This is a genomic window from Dyella sp. PARNA 12/25 (assembly GCF_055702865.1).
On sequence record NZ_JBVQCI010000002.1, the window covers coordinates 73,820 to 90,319 of the forward strand.

Genomic DNA, 16,500 nt, shown 5'->3' on the forward strand with positions numbered 1-16,500 from the left:
TCTTCAGGCACCCACCCATGACCATCCAGGTCGGCCAGACCCTGCCAGACATCGAGATCCGCACCATCGGCGCCGACACCGCATCGGCCCAGACCGGGCAGCTGTTCGCTGGGAAAAAGGTGGTGATGTTTGCCGTGCCCGGCGCCTTTACCCCGACCTGCTCCAACCGTCATCTCCCGGGCTACGTGGAGCACTTTGCGAAGTTCCGCGAACGTGGCCTCGAGGTGATGTGCCTGGCTGTCAACGATGCCTACGTGATGCAGGCCTGGGCCGCATCGCAGAAGGTACCGCCCGAACTGCTGATGCTGGCTGACGGCAATGGCAGCTTCACTCGCGCACTGGGGCTGGACCTGGACGGAAGCGCCTACGGCATGGGCCTGCGTGCACGACGCTTTGCCTTGTATGCCGAGGATGGCGTGGTGAAGCTTTTGCAGGTGGAAGCACCCGGCGAGTTTCGCGTATCGACCGCCGAGGCAATACTCGAAGCCATCGGTTGACGATGATCGGCTGTGATCGGAATGCGCGCTTTGCGTTCTGCACCATTCCTTACCACGCGCCGTAGTACGGTCTGGGCTCGCGCATCCATCCATCGGGAGCCACTGCATGTCCAGCCGAGAACAACGCCTACCCGGGCCTGACCACCCCATCGACATCACGCCCAGCCGTGCGCACATCGTGGTGCGCGTGGCTGGACGCATCGTCGCTGATACGCGGCGTTCCCTGAGCCTGAGTGAAGCCTCCTATTCGGCCGTGCATTACATCCCTCGCGACGACGTGGACATGTCGCTGCTGGAGCGCACTGATCACCAAACGTACTGCCCGTATAAGGGCGAGTGTTCGTACTTCAGTATTCCCATCGGCGGCGAGCGCTCAAAGAACGCCGTTTGGACGTATGAACATCCGTACGATGCCGTTGCTCCGATCAAGGAGTATCTGGCGTTCTATCCCACACGCGTCGACGCCATCGAAGATTCTGAGGGCTGACGTCACCCAAAAAAAACCCGGCATAGCCGGGCTTTTTTTTTATTGCTCTACAACGAGGCATCACTCGCCGTCGGTCGGCGTTTCCACAGCGGATTCGGCGGAGCCTTCTTCGCCCTCACCGTTCTCTGCTTCAGCATCCAAACGCACCACGCTGACCAGCTTCTCATCCGCTGGCAGACGAATGAGCGTCACGCCCTGAGTGTTACGGCTCAGCTGCGAAACTTCCGCCACACGCGTGCGCACCAAGGTGCCCTGATCCGAGATCAACATCATCTCGTGGGCTTCCGTCACCTGCGTGGCAGCGACCAATGCGCCGTTACGCTCGGAACACTGGATGCCGATCACGCCCTGCGTGCCACGCCCCTTCTTCGGGAACTCCTCAAGCACCGTGCGCTTGCCGTAGCCACGCTCGGTTGCGGTGAGGATGTCACCCTCGGCGGCCACGATCAGCGACACCACTTCAGCGTCATCGGCCAGCTTCATACCGCGCACGCCGGTGGCGGTACGGCCCATCGAACGCACTTCGGACTCGTCAAAACGCACCGTCTTGCCGTTGGAAGCGAACAGCAGCACATCGCTATTGCCATCGGTCAGCGCAACATTGACCAGTGCATCACCCTCATCGAGGTTGATGGCGATCTTGCCCTTCTGCAGCTGGTACTCGAACTCCTTCAGCGGAGTCTTCTTCACCGTACCCTGCTTGGTGGCGAAGAACACGAAACGGTCTTCCGTGTACTCGCGTACCGGCAGCACGGCCTGCACCTTCTCGCCCTCGCCCAGCGGCAGCAGGTTCACCATCGGCTTACCGCGTGCATTCGGGCCGGATTCCGGCATCTGGTACACGTTGAGCCAGTACACGCGACCGGTGCTGGTGAAGGTGAGCAGGGTGTCATGGGTGTTGACCACCCACAGCTGCTCGACGAAATCCTCGTCCTTCAGTGCGGAAGCCGAACGGCCCTTGCCGCCGCGACGCTGCGCGCGATAGGTGCTGGCCGGCTGGCGCTTCACGTAGCCGGTGTGCGACAGCGTGACCACCACGTCTTCCGGCGCGATCAGGTCGAGAACGTTGAGGTCTTCCTGCGAGTGCTGGATCTCGGTGCGGCGATCGTCGCCGAACTCTTCCTTGACCGCGATGAGCTCATCGCGAATCACCGCGAGCAGACGCGCAGGATCTTCCAGGATCTCGATCAGGCCACGAATGGTTTCGAGCACCTGGCGATACTCGTCCGACAGCTTGTCCTGCTCCAGGCCGGTGAGGCGATGCAGGCGCATCTGCAGGATTTCCTGGGCCTGCACTTCGGACAGCTGGTAACCGTCGGCCTTCAAGCCATCACGCGGATCCATGTCTTCCGGACGCGACGCCTCGGCACCAGATGCAGCGAGCAGCGCGGACACCATGCCCGGCTCCCACTTGCGGGCAAGCATGCGCTCGCGTGCTTCCTGCGGCGACGGCGAGGTGCGGATCAGCTCGATCATCTCGTCGATGTTGGCGAGCGCTACCGTGAGACCTTCCAGAATGTGGGCGCGGGCGCGAGCCTTGCGCAGATCGAAGATGGTACGGCGCGTCACCACTTCTCGGCGGTGACGGATGAACGCCTCGAGGATGTCCTTGAGGTTCAACAGACGCGGCTGGCCGTCCAACAGGGCAACCATGTTGATGCCGAAGGTCACCTGCAGCTGGGTCTGCTGGAACAGATTGTTGAGCACCACATCGGCCATCGCATCGCGACGGATCTCGATGACCATGCGCATGCCGTCCTTATCGGACTCGTCGCGCAGTTCGCTGATGCCCTCGAGCTTCTTTTCCTTGACCAGCTCGGCGATCTTCTCGATCAGGCGAGCCTTGTTCACCTGGTACGGCAGCTCGTGGACGATGATCGTCTCGCGGCCATTCGACTCGGTTTCGATCTCCGCACGTGCACGCACCAGGATGCGGCCGCGACCGGTGCGGTACGCCTCGACGATGCCCGACGAACCATTGATGATGCCCGCCGTCGGGAAATCCGGACCGGGGATGTAATGCATCAGGTCGTCGATCGACAGCGACGGCTCGTCGATCAGCGCGATGGTGGCGGCGATGACTTCGTTGAGGTTATGCGGCGGCACGTTGGTGGCCATGCCCACGGCGATACCGGCCGAGCCGTTCACCAGCAAGGCCGGCACGCGAGTGGGCAACACCAGCGGCTCGTGCTCGCTCTCGTCGTAGTTGGGACCGAAGTCGACGGTTTCCTTGTCGATGTCGGCCAGCATTTCATGCGTGAGGCGCGACATGCGCACCTCGGTGTAACGCATGGCTGCAGCGTTGTCGCCGTCGACCGAACCAAAGTTACCCTGGCCATCGACCAGCATGTAGCGCAGCGAGAACGGCTGGGCCATGCGCACGATGGCGTCGTAAACGGACGAATCGCCGTGCGGGTGGTATTTACCGATGACGTCACCGACCACGCGGGCCGATTTCTTGTAGGGCTTGTTCCAGGCGTTGCCCAGTTCGTTCATGGCGAACAGGACGCGGCGGTGCACCGGCTTCAAACCATCGCGGACATCCGGAAGGGCGCGTCCCACGATCACGCTCATGGCGTAATCGAGGTAGCTCTGGCGCATCTCGTCTTCGATGTTGACGCGGATGACTTCTTTGGCGAGTTCTGCCATCAATCGGCTTCCCTGATGATGAAAAGGGTCGCTCGGCACGCGCGATTCAGCACGTGCACCGGCGACCTAAAGACAACCCACGAAGTGTAACACGTTTGGCGCCGGATTCACACTATTTTCACATGTAAAATCAATGGCTTACGTTATCGTTTTGGCGCGATTGAAAAGCACGCCGCGCGCTGTCGCAAAATTGACCAGCGAGGCTGCCGCCGAGCTTGCGGCCACAGCCAGTGAGGGCCACTCGTGCAGCCACGGATAAAGGAAAAGAATGGCCGCGTAAGCGCCGTAGTTGACCACGGCACCCACGCTCATCAAGGCGATCCAGTGGGCCCACTCGGTCAAGAGCGAGCGCCCACTGTGGCGATGCGAGAAGGTATAGCGGCGATTCCACAGCCAGGTCGACGTGGCAGCGGCCAGAAACGACACGACGCGCGCCAGGTACGGGTTCCAGCCACCCCAGCTGACCAACGCCTGCACTACGCCCGCATCGACCACCAGGCCGATGACGCCGCCGACACCGAAAAGCAAAACCTGGCGACGAAGACTCATCGACCAAACATCGCCTGCATGGCCAGCGTGGTCGGGCGCTCGATCACTCCGCGCTCGGTGACGATGGCGTCGATCAGGTCGGCCGGCGTCACGTCGAACACCGGATTCCACGCATCGGCCCCATCCACCACGGTACGGCGGCCAGCCACCGACAACAGTTCGGCCGATTCGCGCAGCTCGATCTCGATGTCTTCGCCCGAGGCAGTCGCCATGTCCACCGTCGAGGACGGTGCCACCACCATGAACCTCACGCCGTGATGGCGTGCGGCAATGGCGAGCTGGTAGGTGCCGATCTTGTTGGCGGTGTCGCCATTGGCGGCAATACGGTCCGCGCCCACGATCACCCACTGCACTGCGCCCGAACGCATCAGGTGCGATGCCGCCGAGTCGGCAATGAGCTTTGCGGGAATGCCGTCACGAACCAGCTCCCACATGGTGAGGCGGGCGCCTTGCTGCCACGGACGGGTCTCGCCTGCGAACACGTGCTCGATGCGGCCACCAGCCACACCTGCTCGGATGACACCCAACGCGGTGCCAAAACCTGAGGTGGCCAACGAACCGGTATTGCAGTGGGTCAGCACACCCGAGTGGGGCGCGATCAGCGAAGCGCCCAGCTCACCCATATGGCGATTGGCGGCCAGATCTTCGTCCTGGATGGCTTGTGCTTCGCGCTCCAGCGCTGAAGCGTCGGCACCCGCGTCGATACGCGCCTTCATGCGGTCCAGCGCCCACATCAGGTTCACCGCAGTGGGGCGCGCGGCACGCAACATGGCCATGGCCGGCACCAGCGGCTCGCCTTGTTTGGCGGCAAGCACCACACCCCATGCGGCTGCGATACCGATGGCGGGCGCACCACGAACTGCCAGGTCCTTGATGGCCTGGGTCACATGGGCGGCGTTGCTGCAGTCGATCCAACGCTCTTCCTGCGGAAGGAGGCGCTGATCAAGCAGGCGAAGATAATCGCCCTGCCACTGCACGGCACGAATGCGGTCGTAACGGTCGTAATCCATAAACTGCTTTGCTACTCGATGAAAGCGGAAAGCGACGGGACGTTGTGCCCGTCGCGGAAATCAAGGGCCATCAGGCATCACGAGCCAGAGCACCAGGTAAGCAACCACACCGGAGCCACCGAGGAAGGTAAGCACTAACCACAGGATGCGCACCAACGTCGGATCCCAGCCGAGGTACTCGGCGATACCGCCACAGACACCGGCAATCTTCCGGTCCGTGAGCGATCGGTGCAGACGCTTCTCCATAACCCTACCCTCCAGTGGAATGGCTCAGTTTCGCGTACTAAGCCACTGATGGATAGCCGGCGGGACCTCACGCTGCGCGCGCCCGGACACATAAATGCCAATATGGCCGCCCTTGAAGGCCAGCTGCGTGTAATCGGTGGTGCCGACATGGCGGCCCAGTGCGCGCGAAGCGTCCGGCGGTACCAGATGATCCTGCTCGGCGAAGATGTTGAGCACAGGCTGCGTGATCATGCCCAGGTCGACTGGCTTGCCACCGATCACCACGTCGCCCTTGATCAGCTTGTTCTGCTGATAGAACTCCTTGATGAACTCGCGGAACGCTTCGCCTGCCTGATCCGGGGAATCGAAGATCCAGCGTTCCATACGCAGAAAGTTCTGCAGCTCTTTCGGGTTGTCGAGAATGTCGACCAGGCCCACATACTTTTGCTGATTCAAGCGCACCGGCTTGAGCGTGAGATACACCCAGTTGAGCAGCTCGGCCGGAATATTGCCGATAGTGTCGACGAACAGATCCACGTCGATGGCCTGTGCCCAGCTCGACAGCATGTTGTCCGGCGTCTGGAAATCCACCGGCGTCACCATGGTGATGAGGTTCTTCACTTTCTCCGGATGCGTGGCCGCATAGCACAGCGAGAACGTACCGCCCTGGCAAATACCGAGCGTGTTGATGGCCTCGACGTCGGCATGCTTGCGCACCGCATCCACGCAGCGGTCGAGATAGCCGTTGATGTAGTCGTCCAGCGTCAACCAGCGATCAGTGCCATCGGGATAACCCCAGTCGAGCAGATAGATGTCTTCGCCCTGCTCCAGCAGATTACGCACCAGCGAACGATCGTCTTGCAGATCCGTCATCCACACCGTGTTGACCAGTGCGTAGACGATCAGCGTCGGTGTTTTTGCCGTGGGCTTGCCCTGCCCCTTCATGTGCCAGAGCGTGAGCTTGTCTTCGCGATACACGACTTCGCGCGGCGTGTTGGCGTACTCGGGCTCACGCTGGTGCTTGAGGTTGCCCAGGCCAGCGGAAAGCTTGCGCTGGAAGGCAGTGATCTCGCCCATCAGTGCAGCCGGATCGAGGCGTAGCGGTGAGTACATGATCGCTCCTTACTTGCGCGTGCGCGTGGCGCCGCGAGAGACGGACTTGCGGGCAACCACGGCCGCGGCCGGCTTGGCGCGGCGCACGCCAGCCTCTTCCTCGTGTTCGCGCTTGCCGCTGCGCGCCGGTGCCTTCTTGGCGGCTTTTGCCTCATCCGGCTTACCAGCCAGCTGTCGTTTCAGCGCTGCTACTTCCGCGCGCAGGGCCGCCACTTCATCTGCGCCGCCTGACGCTGCGTTGGCGCGCATCTCGCGACGCAGTTCATGCATGCGCTTGCCGAGAGCCGTGACTTCGCTGCGAGTTGGGATACCCATCTCGCTGCACATCGCCTCCAGCTGCTCCTGCTGCAATTGGCGTACGCGACTCTGCGCGTTGACCATGTCGCCGTAGGCCTGACGAAATTCCTCGGACAGCGCGATCTGTGCGTAGGCTTCTTCCACACCGTCGACCCAAAGATCGTAGAGCCCCTTGAGCGACTCCACTTGTCGCTTCGCATCGGCAAGCTCGGTCAGCTTGGCCTGCAGGCGCTCGAAACCTTCGTTGTTGGCACGTTGAATCAAGGCCTGATACTTGCCCGATCGCGCGACGTATTCCTGCATCGCGGCCATCAGTGCCTGATGCTGCAGCTGGCGTTCGCGTGTGTAGCCAAACGCCGCCATGTGTTCCACATCGAACTGGAAGCCACCCGCCACCGACGGATTGGCCTGCAGCCACGTCTGCCACATCTGCGTAAAACTGCGCGCCGCTTCGCTGTCGATGCTGGCAAAGGCGTGACCGAAAGGTTGGCCACCAAGGTTGGTGAACAGGTGTTGCAACGACTGTTGCCAGTCTGTCGGCGTCTGCCCCAGGCCGCTGCCGACGGCACCTTGCAGCCATTCGCCGTAGCCCTTCAACGCCGCCATGCTGCGAGCGAGCACATCGTCTCCCCCGCCGTAGTGCGGGGTTGATGTGGCGAACGGATGGGAGGGGGGAGTTTGCTGTTGCAGATAACGGGTCCAGGCATCCCAGGACTGCTGTGCCAGTACCTGGTAACCCTTCAAGAAATCACTTGCCTGATCGGCCATACCCACGCCCTCATCATGTCCGGGCATCCTAGCAAAAGCAGGTTGCAGCGAACGCAAAAAGCCCATTAGGGCGTCCCGATTCGGTGTGCCGGAAGTTGATGCAGTGCGGAAAAACGAAAGCCCGGCACAGGGCCGGGCTTTCGCGACTTCTTGCAGCCTTGGAGGCTTAGGCGTTGGCGCCTTCGTCCTCGGCCACGGCCTTCATGGACAGGCGGATACGGCCCTGCTTATCCACTTCCAGCACCTTGACCTTGACGATATCGCCTTCCTTCAGCTTGTCGGAGACCTTCTCCACGCGCTCGCTGGAAATCTGCGAGACGTGAACCAGACCGTCCTTGCCCGGCATGATGGTGACGAACGCACCAAAGTCCATCAGCTTGGCGACCTTGCCCTCGTAGATGCGGCCCGGCTCGACGTCGGAAACGATCTGCTCGATACGCGCCTTGGCGGCGTTGGCCGCTTCGCGGTTGACCGAGGCGATCACCACCGTGCCGTCATCGCTGATGTCGATGGTGGTACCGGTCTCTTCGGTGATCGAACGGATGGTGGCGCCACCCTTGCCGATGACTTCGCGGATCTTGTCCGGATGGATCTTGATGGTGAGCAGGCGCGGGGCGAACTCGCTCATCTCGGTGCGCGCAGTGCTGATCACCTTGGCCATTTCGCCGAGGATATGCAGACGACCACGCTTGGCCTGATCCAGCGCCGTGCGCATGATCTCTTCGGTGATGCCGTCGATCTTGATGTCCATCTGCAGCGCGGAGATGCCATCGGCACTACCGGCCACCTTGAAGTCCATGTCGCCGAGGTGATCTTCGTCACCCAGGATGTCGGACAGCACGACGAAGTCGTTGCCTTCCTTCACCAGGCCCATGGCGATACCCGCCACCGGAGCCTTCAGCGGGATGCCGGCGTCCATCATGGCGAGCGACGAACCGCACACCGAAGCCATCGACGAGGAGCCGTTGGACTCGGTGATTTCCGAGACCACGCGGACCACGTACGGGAACTCTTCGATGGTCGGCTTGACAGCCTGCACGCCACGCTTGGCGAGACGGCCGTGGCCGATCTCGCGACGCTTCGGCGCGCCGAAGCGACCAGCCTCACCCACCGAGAACGGCGGGAAGTTGTAATGGAACAGGAAGGCATCCTTCGATTCGCCTTCCGGCGCGTCGATGATCTGCGCATCGCGGGTGGTGCCCAGCGTGGTCACGACCAGCGCCTGCGTTTCGCCGCGGGTGAACAGCGCCGAACCGTGGGTGCGCGGCAGCACGCCGACACGGACGGTGATCGGACGGATGTCGTCCAGGTTGCGACCGTCGATGCGGACCTTGGTCTTCAGCACGCCGTCGCGCATGGTGCGGTACTCGAGCTCGGCGAATTCCTTCGACAGCTCGGCCTTGTCCCAGCCCTTGGCTTCGGCATCGGCAGCCAGCGAGGCCAGCACGTCCGACTTGATGGCGGCGATGGCGTCGCGGCGCTGCAGCTTGTCACGCACCTGGAAGGCGGCTTCCAGCTGGCCGCCGACGGCGCCCTGCAGTGCAGCGACCAGCGACTCGTTGCGGGCCGGAGCCTGCCATGCCATGGACGGGCGGGCAGCTTCGGTGGCCAGCTCGGCGATGGCGCGGATGGCCACCTGCATCTGCTGGTGACCGAACACCACGGCGCCCAGCATCACGTCTTCCGACAGCAGCTGTGCTTCGGACTCGACCATCAGCACGGCGTTGGCGGTACCGGCGACGACCAGGTCCAGCTTCGAGCTCTTCAGCTCGGAAGCGGTCGGGTTCAGCAGGTACTTGCCATCGGCGTAACCGACGCGGGCAGCGCCGATCGGGCCCTTGAACGGGATGCCGGCGAGACTCAGCGCGGCGGACGCGCCCAGCATGGCCGGGATGTCACCGTCGATTTCCGGGTTCAGCGAAACGACCTGTGCGATGACCTGCACTTCGTTCTTGAACTCTTCCGGGAACAGCGGGCGCACTGGACGATCGATCAGACGCGAGGTGAGCGTCTCCTTCTCGGTCGGGCGGCCTTCGCGCTTGAAGAAACCACCCGGGATACGACCGGCGGAGTAGAACTTCTCCACGTAGTCGACCGTGAGCGGGAAGAAGTCTTGACCTTCCTTCGCCTTGGCATTGGCCACCACGGTGACCAGCACAACCGTGCCGCCCATGCTGACCATGACGGCACCGGAAGCCTGGCGGGCGATTTCGCCCGTCTCCAGTGTGACTTCGTGATTACCGAACTGGAATGACTTGGTTACTTTCGCCACTTTATGTGTCCTAGTGAGGATTAGCGACGGAGGCCGAGGCGCTCGATGAGGCTCTGGTAACGAGCCAGGTCACGATCCTTCAGGTAGCCAAGCAGACGCTTGCGCTGGTTGACCAGCTTCAGCAGGCCGCGGCGGGAATGGTGATCCTGCTTGTGAGCCTTGAAGTGATCGGTGAGGTGGTCGATGCGGGCCGACAGCAGGGCGACCTGCACTTCCGGCGAACCGGTGTCGTTCGCCACGCGGCCGAAGTCAGCAATGATCTTGCCGGTCTGTTCTGCGGTAAGGGACATGGGTATCTCTTCCTAAATAAAACGGGTGCGAAGCTTGCGCAACGTCACAGGATGACGTTGCGCAAGCTTCGCCTTGATGGATGAAAATTCTTGAACAAGCTCCGTATTGTAGCGAGCGGAGCCCTATGACAACAAGACCGTCATGGTCAACTGCCAAGCTGTGGGGTCGTCGGCAGGTTAAAACCGCGCACGATGTGCAGCTTCCCGCCCACCGCTTCGCCCAGCACCAGCAGGCGACCGTCCTCGCCGAACACGGCCAGCCGCCCGCTCATCGCTGGATCGAGCGCAATCTGCTGCCCCTGTGAGACAGCGGTGGTGCGCTCCGCATCCAGGTGCAGCTCTGGAAGGTCGGCCAAGCCGGCCGATACCGGCAACAGCAACGCCAGCAAGGCATCGTCGCCCTGATTTGCCGCCGCCTCAAGCTGCTCCACGGTCACCATGGCCGGCTCCCTGAACGGGTCGACCCAGAGCCGACGTAAGGCCGTCAGGTGGGCGCCGCAACCCAGATCTTCGCCAAGGTCCACCGCCAGGCTGCGCACGTAGGTACCCGAGCCGCATTCGACGTAGAGGGTGAGGCTGTCGTCCGAACGGCTAACCAGGTCCAACCGATAGATATCCACCTCGCGCGAGGGCACATCCACGGCTTCGCCACGCCGCGCCTTGACGTAGAGCGGCTCGCCATCGAGCTTGATCGCCGAATAGACGGGCGGCACCTGGGTGATGCGTCCGCGGAGCTTTGCCAAAGCGGTTTCGATAGCCGCGTCGGAGAGTGCAGGGATCGGCCGTTCCAATACGACCTCGCTCTCGAGATCGCCCGTCGCAGTGGTGGCGCCCAGCTTGCACTCGGCCAGGTAAGCCTTGCGCGAGCCCAGCAGCATGCCGGCAAGCTTGGTGGCCTCGCCGAAGCACAAGGGCAACAGCCCCGTGGCGAGCGGATCGAGTGCGCCGGTGTGGCCGCCCTTCTCCGCCCTGAAAATGCCTTTGCGAACGACCTGCAAGGCCTCGTTGGAGCTCAGACCCAAGGGCTTGTCCAACAGGACGATGCCATGGAGGTCGCGAAAGCGGATGCGGCTTTTCTTCTTACTCATGAGGTCGTGCCAGCCCGCTGCCCTGGTCAGGCCGCACGAGCCATCTCGTTACGATAGACACGCCCTCAGTCCTCGGCGGCATCCTCGGCCTCGTCGGTGGACGGCGCCGGGTTGCGCGCACTGTCCTGGCGGAGCAGCGTTTCAATGCGCTCGCCCTTGTCGACCGAGTCGTCATACTTGAAGCGCAGCTCCGGCACCCGGCGCAGGCGCATGGTGCGCGACAGTTCGCGGCGGAACTCCACCGCCAGCTCCTTGAGCGCCTTCATGGCCTCCACGGAACGCTCCGGCTGCAGCGCGGTGACCCAAACCGTGGCCCAATCGAGGTCACGAGTGACCTCGACGTCCGACACGCTGACAGACGGCAGACCGTGATCGCGCACGGCAGCATGGACCAGCAAGGCCAGTTCGCGGCGCAGTTCCGCGCCGACGCGGTCGGTACGCTTGAAATCGCGTGAAGGCATGACGCACTCCTTGGTTCTTGCGTTCATCCATGAACGCGACTTCAAAAAGCGGCCATCCATGGCCGCACTCTTCAATGGATCTTGCGTTCATCCGCGAACGCGAAGGTCAAAAAGCGGCCACCCAAGGCCGCACTGTTCTATCTGGGGCCCGTCCACATGGCCGGCCCCGAAAAAACGAAGCGAGCGATGTGGTTGTCCACACCGCCCGCCGATAAAACCACCACTGGGGTGACGACCCGATGGACGGGTCCGTCACCGTTACAGGGTGCGGGCCACCTCGATACGCTCGAAGCATTCGATCTGGTCGCCGACCTTGACGTCGTTGTACTGCTTCACGGCGATACCGCATTCCATGCCGTTGCGTACTTCGTCGACGAGATCCTTGAAGCGACGCAGCGACTCCAGTTCGCCCTGGAAGACCACGGTGTTGTCGCGAAGCACGCGGATCGGCTTGCTGCGCTTGACCGTGCCTTCGATGACCATACAACCGGCCACCGCACCGAACTTGGAGCTGCGGAAGACTTCGCGCACCTGAGCGACGCCGATGATCTCTTCGCGCACTTCCTTGCCCAGCAGACCGGAGGCTGCCTGCTTCACCTGGTCGATCACGTCGTAGATGATCGAGAAGTAACGGACGTCGAGGCCCGAGGTATCGATCACCTTGCGTGCCGAAGCATCGGCGCGGACGTTGAAGCCGATGACCAGCGCCTTGGAGGCCGCTGCCAGCGTTGCGTCGGACTCGGTGATGCCGCCGACGCCGGCTGCGATCACGTTGACCTTCACATTCTCGTTGCCGATCTGGCTGAGCGACTCGCGCAACGCCTGCACCGAACCCTGCACGTCGGCCTTGACCAGGATGTTGAGCGTCTGCTGCTGGCCCTGACCCATCTGGGCCATGATGTCCTCAAGGCGGTTGGCCTTGCTGACCATGCGCGTTTCACGGCGCTTGAGCTGACGCTCGGCCGCGACTTCGCGGGCGAGGCGCTCATCAGCAACCACCACGAAGTCGTCACCCGATTCCGGCACGCCAGACAGACCCAGCACCTGCACCGGAATGGACGGACCGGCTTCCTGCACGGTCTTGCCGCTCTCGTCGATCAACGCGCGCATGCGGCCGTACTCGATGCCGCAGACGACGAAGTCGCCGCGCTTGAGCGTGCCCTGCTGCACCAGCACCGTCGCTACCGGACCGCGACCGCGATCCAGGCTGGACTCGATCACCACGCCGGACGCCGGGCCGTCTTCGACCGCCGTCAGCTCCATCACTTCGGCCTGGACCAGGATCGCGTCGAGCAGGTCGTCGATGCCCATGCCGGTCTTGGCCGAGATCGGAATGAACGGCGTGTCACCACCCCACTCTTCCGGAATCACTTCCAGGTTGCCGAGGCCCTGCTTGACGTGGTCCGGGTTGGCGTCGGACTTGTCCATCTTGTTGAGCGCCACGATCAGCGGCACCTTGGCGGCACGCGCATGCTGCACGGCTTCGGCCGTCTGCGGCATGACGCCGTCGTCGGCAGCCACCACCAGCACCACGATGTCCGTGGACTGGGCACCGCGGGCACGCATGGACGTAAACGCCGCGTGGCCCGGGGTGTCGAGGAACGTGATGACGCCCTTCGGCGTTTCCACGTGGTACGCACCGATGTGCTGCGTAATGCCACCCGCTTCACCCGACGCCACCTTGGTGCGACGGATGTAGTCGAGCGTGGATGTCTTGCCGTGGTCGACGTGGCCCATGATGGTGACCACCGGCGGACGCGGCTTCTTCTCGCCTTCCAGCTCTGCGTTCTGCGTGTGGGCAGCCAGCGCGGCTTCGGCGTTGTTCTCGCTCACCGCCACAGCCTTGTGGCCGAGCTCTTCGACCACCAACACCGCGGTGTCGTGGTCGATGGTCTGGTTGATGGTGGCCATCACGCCCATCTTGAAGAGGGCCTTGACCACTTCCGAACCCTTGACCGCCATCTTGTTGGCAAGATCGGCGACCACGTTGTTGTCGCCAATCACGACCTCCCGCACAACGGCGGCGGTCGGACGGGTGAAGCCGTGCGGGCCGCTGGACGCCGGCGAACCGCCGCGCGGCACATCACGGCCCTGGCCCTTGCCAGGCTTGCCACGCTTGCTGGAGCGACGGGCACGATCGGCATCGGACAGATGCAGTTCGCCACCGGCGAAGCGCTTCCCGCCCGGCGAATCGTCACGATCGCGGCCGTACTTGGCTTTGTTGTCGCGGCCGTTGCCGCCGGCTGCGCCAGCGCTAGCCGGCGCGGCGCCACCCGGGGTACCGGGTGCGGGCCGAGCCGCACCGGGTGCGGGTCGGGCGGTGCCGGGTGCAGGCCGGGCCGCTGCGGGCGCTGCCGGCGCAGGCTTCGGCGCCGGTGCGGCAGGGGTGATGACCACCTTCTTCTCACGGCGACGAGGCTCGTGGATGCGCGGCACGATCATGCCGAGCGAGCTGTGGTCGATTCTCTGCACAGCCTGTTCGACCGGCGCCTGCTTCTCAGCCGCCGGCTCAACCTTTGCCGGCTCGCTGACCACGGGCTGCTCCACGCGTGCTGCGGCCGCTTCTGCGGCTGCCTCACGCTCCTGCTGTTCCTGGGCGCGCGCGGCCGCTTCAGCCACCGCCTGCTGACGGCGGTGCTCTTCTTCGGCCTGGCGCTGGCGCTCAGCTTCTTCCGCGCGCTGCTCGGCTTCTTCCTGGCGGAGGCGGTCGGCTTCGATACGCTCGTTTTCTTCATGCTCGCGCTGCTGCTGCGATTCGTGCAGCTTGCGCGCGGCGTCTTCGCGCTCGACGTCGCCACCGGCTTCCTCGGCGATGACGCTGCGCTTTACGTAGGTGCGCTTGGTGCGCACTTCGACGTTGACCGTCTTGGCACCACCGGTCGCACCACGGCCGCCTGGCGTGGAGAGCTTCAGTTCACCGCGCGTGCTGCGCTTGAGGGTGATCTGGCGCGGCGAGGCGCTTTCGCCTTCGGCGGGCGCGTCCTTGCCGTGACTGCGCCGCAGGAAGCCAAGCAGCTTCATCTTTTCAGTGCTGCTGATGATCTGCTCAGGATCTGAGAAGGACATGCCGGCCTGACTCAGCTGCGTCAGCAGCTTGTCGACGGGCACCTTCATGCTCTGGGCGAGTTGTTTGATCGTTTCACCGGACATCGTGTTCTTTCTCCGCCGTTCCCGCGCTTATCGTCCGTGCGGCCTTGCCTGCACGGCCACCCCCATCCCTGGTGGAGAGCCTTGTGAGCTCTCCTCGGCGCGCCCATCCAGGGCGCTGCCGCCCGCGGTTAGCCACCCTTCTCCAAGCGCGCAATCATCGGCGCACGTGCAGCCATGATCAGCGCCGCTGCGCGATCTTCATCCATACCATCGATATCGATCAGGTCGTCGACGGCCAGGTCGGCCAGGTCGTCCACCGTCACGATCTCTCGAGAAGCCAGCGCGAACGCAGTGGCCTCGTCCATACCCGGCAGGTGCAGCAGCTCTTCCGACGGCTGATGCTCGTCGATGCTCTCTTCCACTGCCAGCGCCTCGGTCAGCAGCGCGTCGCGGGCGCGGGCGCGAAGTTCCTCGACGATATCTTCGTCGAAGCCTTCGACCGCCAGCAGCTCGGCGCTGGGCACGTAGGCAATTTCTTCGACACTGGAGAAGCCTTCCTGCACGAGGATGTTGGCGATCTCCTGGTCCACTTCCAGCTTGTCCATGAACAGCTGACGAGCGGCTTCCTGCTCGGCTTCGCTCTTGGCGGCCACCTGGTCCTGCGTCATCACGTTGAGCTGCCAGCCGGTCAACTTGCTGGCAAGGCGCACGTTCTGGCCGCCGCGACCGATGGCCTGGGACAGCTTGTCCTCAGCGACGGCGATATCCATGGAGTGCTTTTCTTCGTCCATGATGATGGACTGCACTTCCGCCGGCGCCATGGCGTTGATGACGTACTGTGCCTGGTTCTCGTGCCACAGGATGATGTCCACGCGCTCACCGTTGAGCTCGTTGGACACGGCCTGCACACGCGAGCCGCGCATGCCGATGCAGGCGCCGATGGGATCGGTACGCGAGTCATGGGCCACCACGGCGATCTTGGCGCGATCGCCCGGATCGCGGGCGCAACCCTTGATCTCGACCAGGCCCTGGCCCACTTCCGGCACTTCGAGCTTGAACAGCTCGATCATGAATTCCGGTGCGGCACGCGACACGAACAGCTGCGGGCCGCGGGCTTCCGAACGCACTTCGTAGAGGTAGCCACGAACGCGGTCGCCCACGCGAGCCGACTCACGCGGAATGGTCTTGTCGCGCGGAATGAAGGCTTCGGCGTTGCTGCCCAGGTCGAGGTAGACGTTGCCGCGCTCGACGCGCTTGACGATGCCGGTGACCAGCTCGCCCACGCGCTCTTGGAAAGCATCGACCACCTGCTGGCGCTCGGCTTCGCGCACGCGCTGCACGATCACCTGCTTGGCGGCCTGTGCGGCGATACGACCAAATTCGGCGTTCTCGATCTGCGTCTCGATGTACTCGCCGACCTCGGCGCCTTCGCGCTCGTCGACGGCATCCATGAGACGCACCTGGTGGAACGGCGACTCCATCTCACCGTCGTCTGCGATGATTTCCCAACGACGGAAGGTCTCGTAGTCGCCAGTGTGGCGATCGATGACCACGCGGATATCCGGATCTTCGTCCGGATAGCGCTTCTTGGCAGCGGACGCGAGGGCGGCTTCCATTGCCTGGAAAATCACTTCACGCGGTACGCCCTTTTCGTTGGCAACCGCGTCAACCACCAGCAAAAGTTCTTTGCTCATTGCAGCAACT

At 63.3% G+C, this 16,500-nt stretch carries 14 protein-coding genes; 2 read left to right on the forward strand and 12 right to left on the reverse strand.

The genetic code is table 11. The features are described from left to right. Positions 1 to 17 precede the first annotated feature (17 nt). Complete coding sequence (locus AC0GUR_RS04835; RefSeq protein WP_472876347.1) at positions 18 to 497, forward strand: redoxin family protein; 480 nt, start codon at positions 18 to 20, stop codon at positions 495 to 497. Between the two features lie 106 nt (positions 498 to 603). After that, positions 604 to 984: a DUF427 domain-containing protein gene (locus tag AC0GUR_RS04840; RefSeq protein WP_472876348.1), complete on the forward strand. Its 381-nt coding sequence runs from the start codon at positions 604 to 606 to the stop codon at positions 982 to 984. A gap of 60 nt (positions 985 to 1,044) precedes the next feature. Here AC0GUR_RS04840 and gyrA read toward each other — a convergent pair whose 3' ends face one another. The 12 genes from gyrA to nusA form a co-directional block, all read right to left on the reverse strand. Then, entirely contained in the window at positions 1,045 to 3,633 is a 2,589-nt protein-coding gene (gene gyrA / locus AC0GUR_RS04845; RefSeq protein ID WP_472876349.1) for a DNA gyrase subunit A, read from the reverse strand. 138 nt (positions 3,634 to 3,771) lie between these two features. After that, positions 3,772 to 4,182 (reverse strand): GtrA family protein, encoded by a 411-nt coding sequence (locus tag AC0GUR_RS04850; RefSeq protein WP_472876350.1) that lies wholly within the window; start codon positions 4,180 to 4,182, stop codon positions 3,772 to 3,774. Next, positions 4,179 to 5,192, reverse strand: a complete 1,014-nt coding sequence (gene mtnA / locus AC0GUR_RS04855) for an S-methyl-5-thioribose-1-phosphate isomerase (protein WP_472876351.1) — start codon at positions 5,190 to 5,192, stop codon at positions 4,179 to 4,181. Before mtnA ends, AC0GUR_RS04850 begins: the two co-directional genes overlap by 4 nt. A 60-nt stretch (positions 5,193 to 5,252) precedes the next feature. Further along, positions 5,253 to 5,438, reverse strand: coding sequence for a PspC domain-containing protein (locus AC0GUR_RS04860; RefSeq protein WP_472876352.1), 186 nt, complete (start codon positions 5,436 to 5,438; stop codon positions 5,253 to 5,255). 24 nt (positions 5,439 to 5,462) lie between these two features. Next, positions 5,463 to 6,530 carry a class III poly(R)-hydroxyalkanoic acid synthase subunit PhaC gene (locus AC0GUR_RS04865; RefSeq protein ID WP_472876353.1) on the reverse strand — a complete coding sequence of 356 codons (1,068 nt, stop codon included), beginning with the start codon at positions 6,528 to 6,530 and terminating at the stop codon, positions 5,463 to 5,465. Positions 6,531 to 6,539: 9 nt separating this feature from the next. Then, positions 6,540 to 7,595: a poly(R)-hydroxyalkanoic acid synthase subunit PhaE gene (locus tag AC0GUR_RS04870; protein ID WP_472876354.1), complete on the reverse strand. Its 1,056-nt coding sequence runs from the start codon at positions 7,593 to 7,595 to the stop codon at positions 6,540 to 6,542. Positions 7,596 to 7,761: 166 nt separating this feature from the next. Beyond that, positions 7,762 to 9,867, reverse strand: a complete 2,106-nt coding sequence (pnp, locus tag AC0GUR_RS04875) for a polyribonucleotide nucleotidyltransferase (RefSeq protein WP_472876355.1) — start codon at positions 9,865 to 9,867, stop codon at positions 7,762 to 7,764. 20 nt (positions 9,868 to 9,887) lie between these two features. Further along, on the reverse strand, positions 9,888 to 10,157 hold the full coding sequence (gene rpsO, locus AC0GUR_RS04880) for a 30S ribosomal protein S15 (RefSeq protein WP_114823341.1): 270 nt from the start codon (positions 10,155 to 10,157) through the stop codon (positions 9,888 to 9,890). A 146-nt stretch (positions 10,158 to 10,303) separates the two neighbouring features. Next, positions 10,304 to 11,245, reverse strand: coding sequence for a tRNA pseudouridine(55) synthase TruB (truB, locus tag AC0GUR_RS04885; RefSeq protein ID WP_472876356.1), 942 nt, complete (start codon positions 11,243 to 11,245; stop codon positions 10,304 to 10,306). 65 nt (positions 11,246 to 11,310) lie between these two features. Beyond that, positions 11,311 to 11,706, reverse strand: a complete 396-nt coding sequence (gene rbfA, locus AC0GUR_RS04890) for a 30S ribosome-binding factor RbfA (RefSeq protein WP_472876357.1) — start codon at positions 11,704 to 11,706, stop codon at positions 11,311 to 11,313. A gap of 258 nt (positions 11,707 to 11,964) precedes the next feature. Continuing rightward, complete coding sequence (gene infB / locus AC0GUR_RS04895; protein WP_472876358.1) at positions 11,965 to 14,856, reverse strand: translation initiation factor IF-2; 2,892 nt, start codon at positions 14,854 to 14,856, stop codon at positions 11,965 to 11,967. A gap of 128 nt (positions 14,857 to 14,984) precedes the next feature. Continuing rightward, entirely contained in the window at positions 14,985 to 16,490 is a 1,506-nt protein-coding gene (gene nusA, locus AC0GUR_RS04900; RefSeq protein ID WP_472876359.1) for a transcription termination factor NusA, read from the reverse strand. Between the last annotated feature and the right edge of the window lie 10 nt (positions 16,491 to 16,500).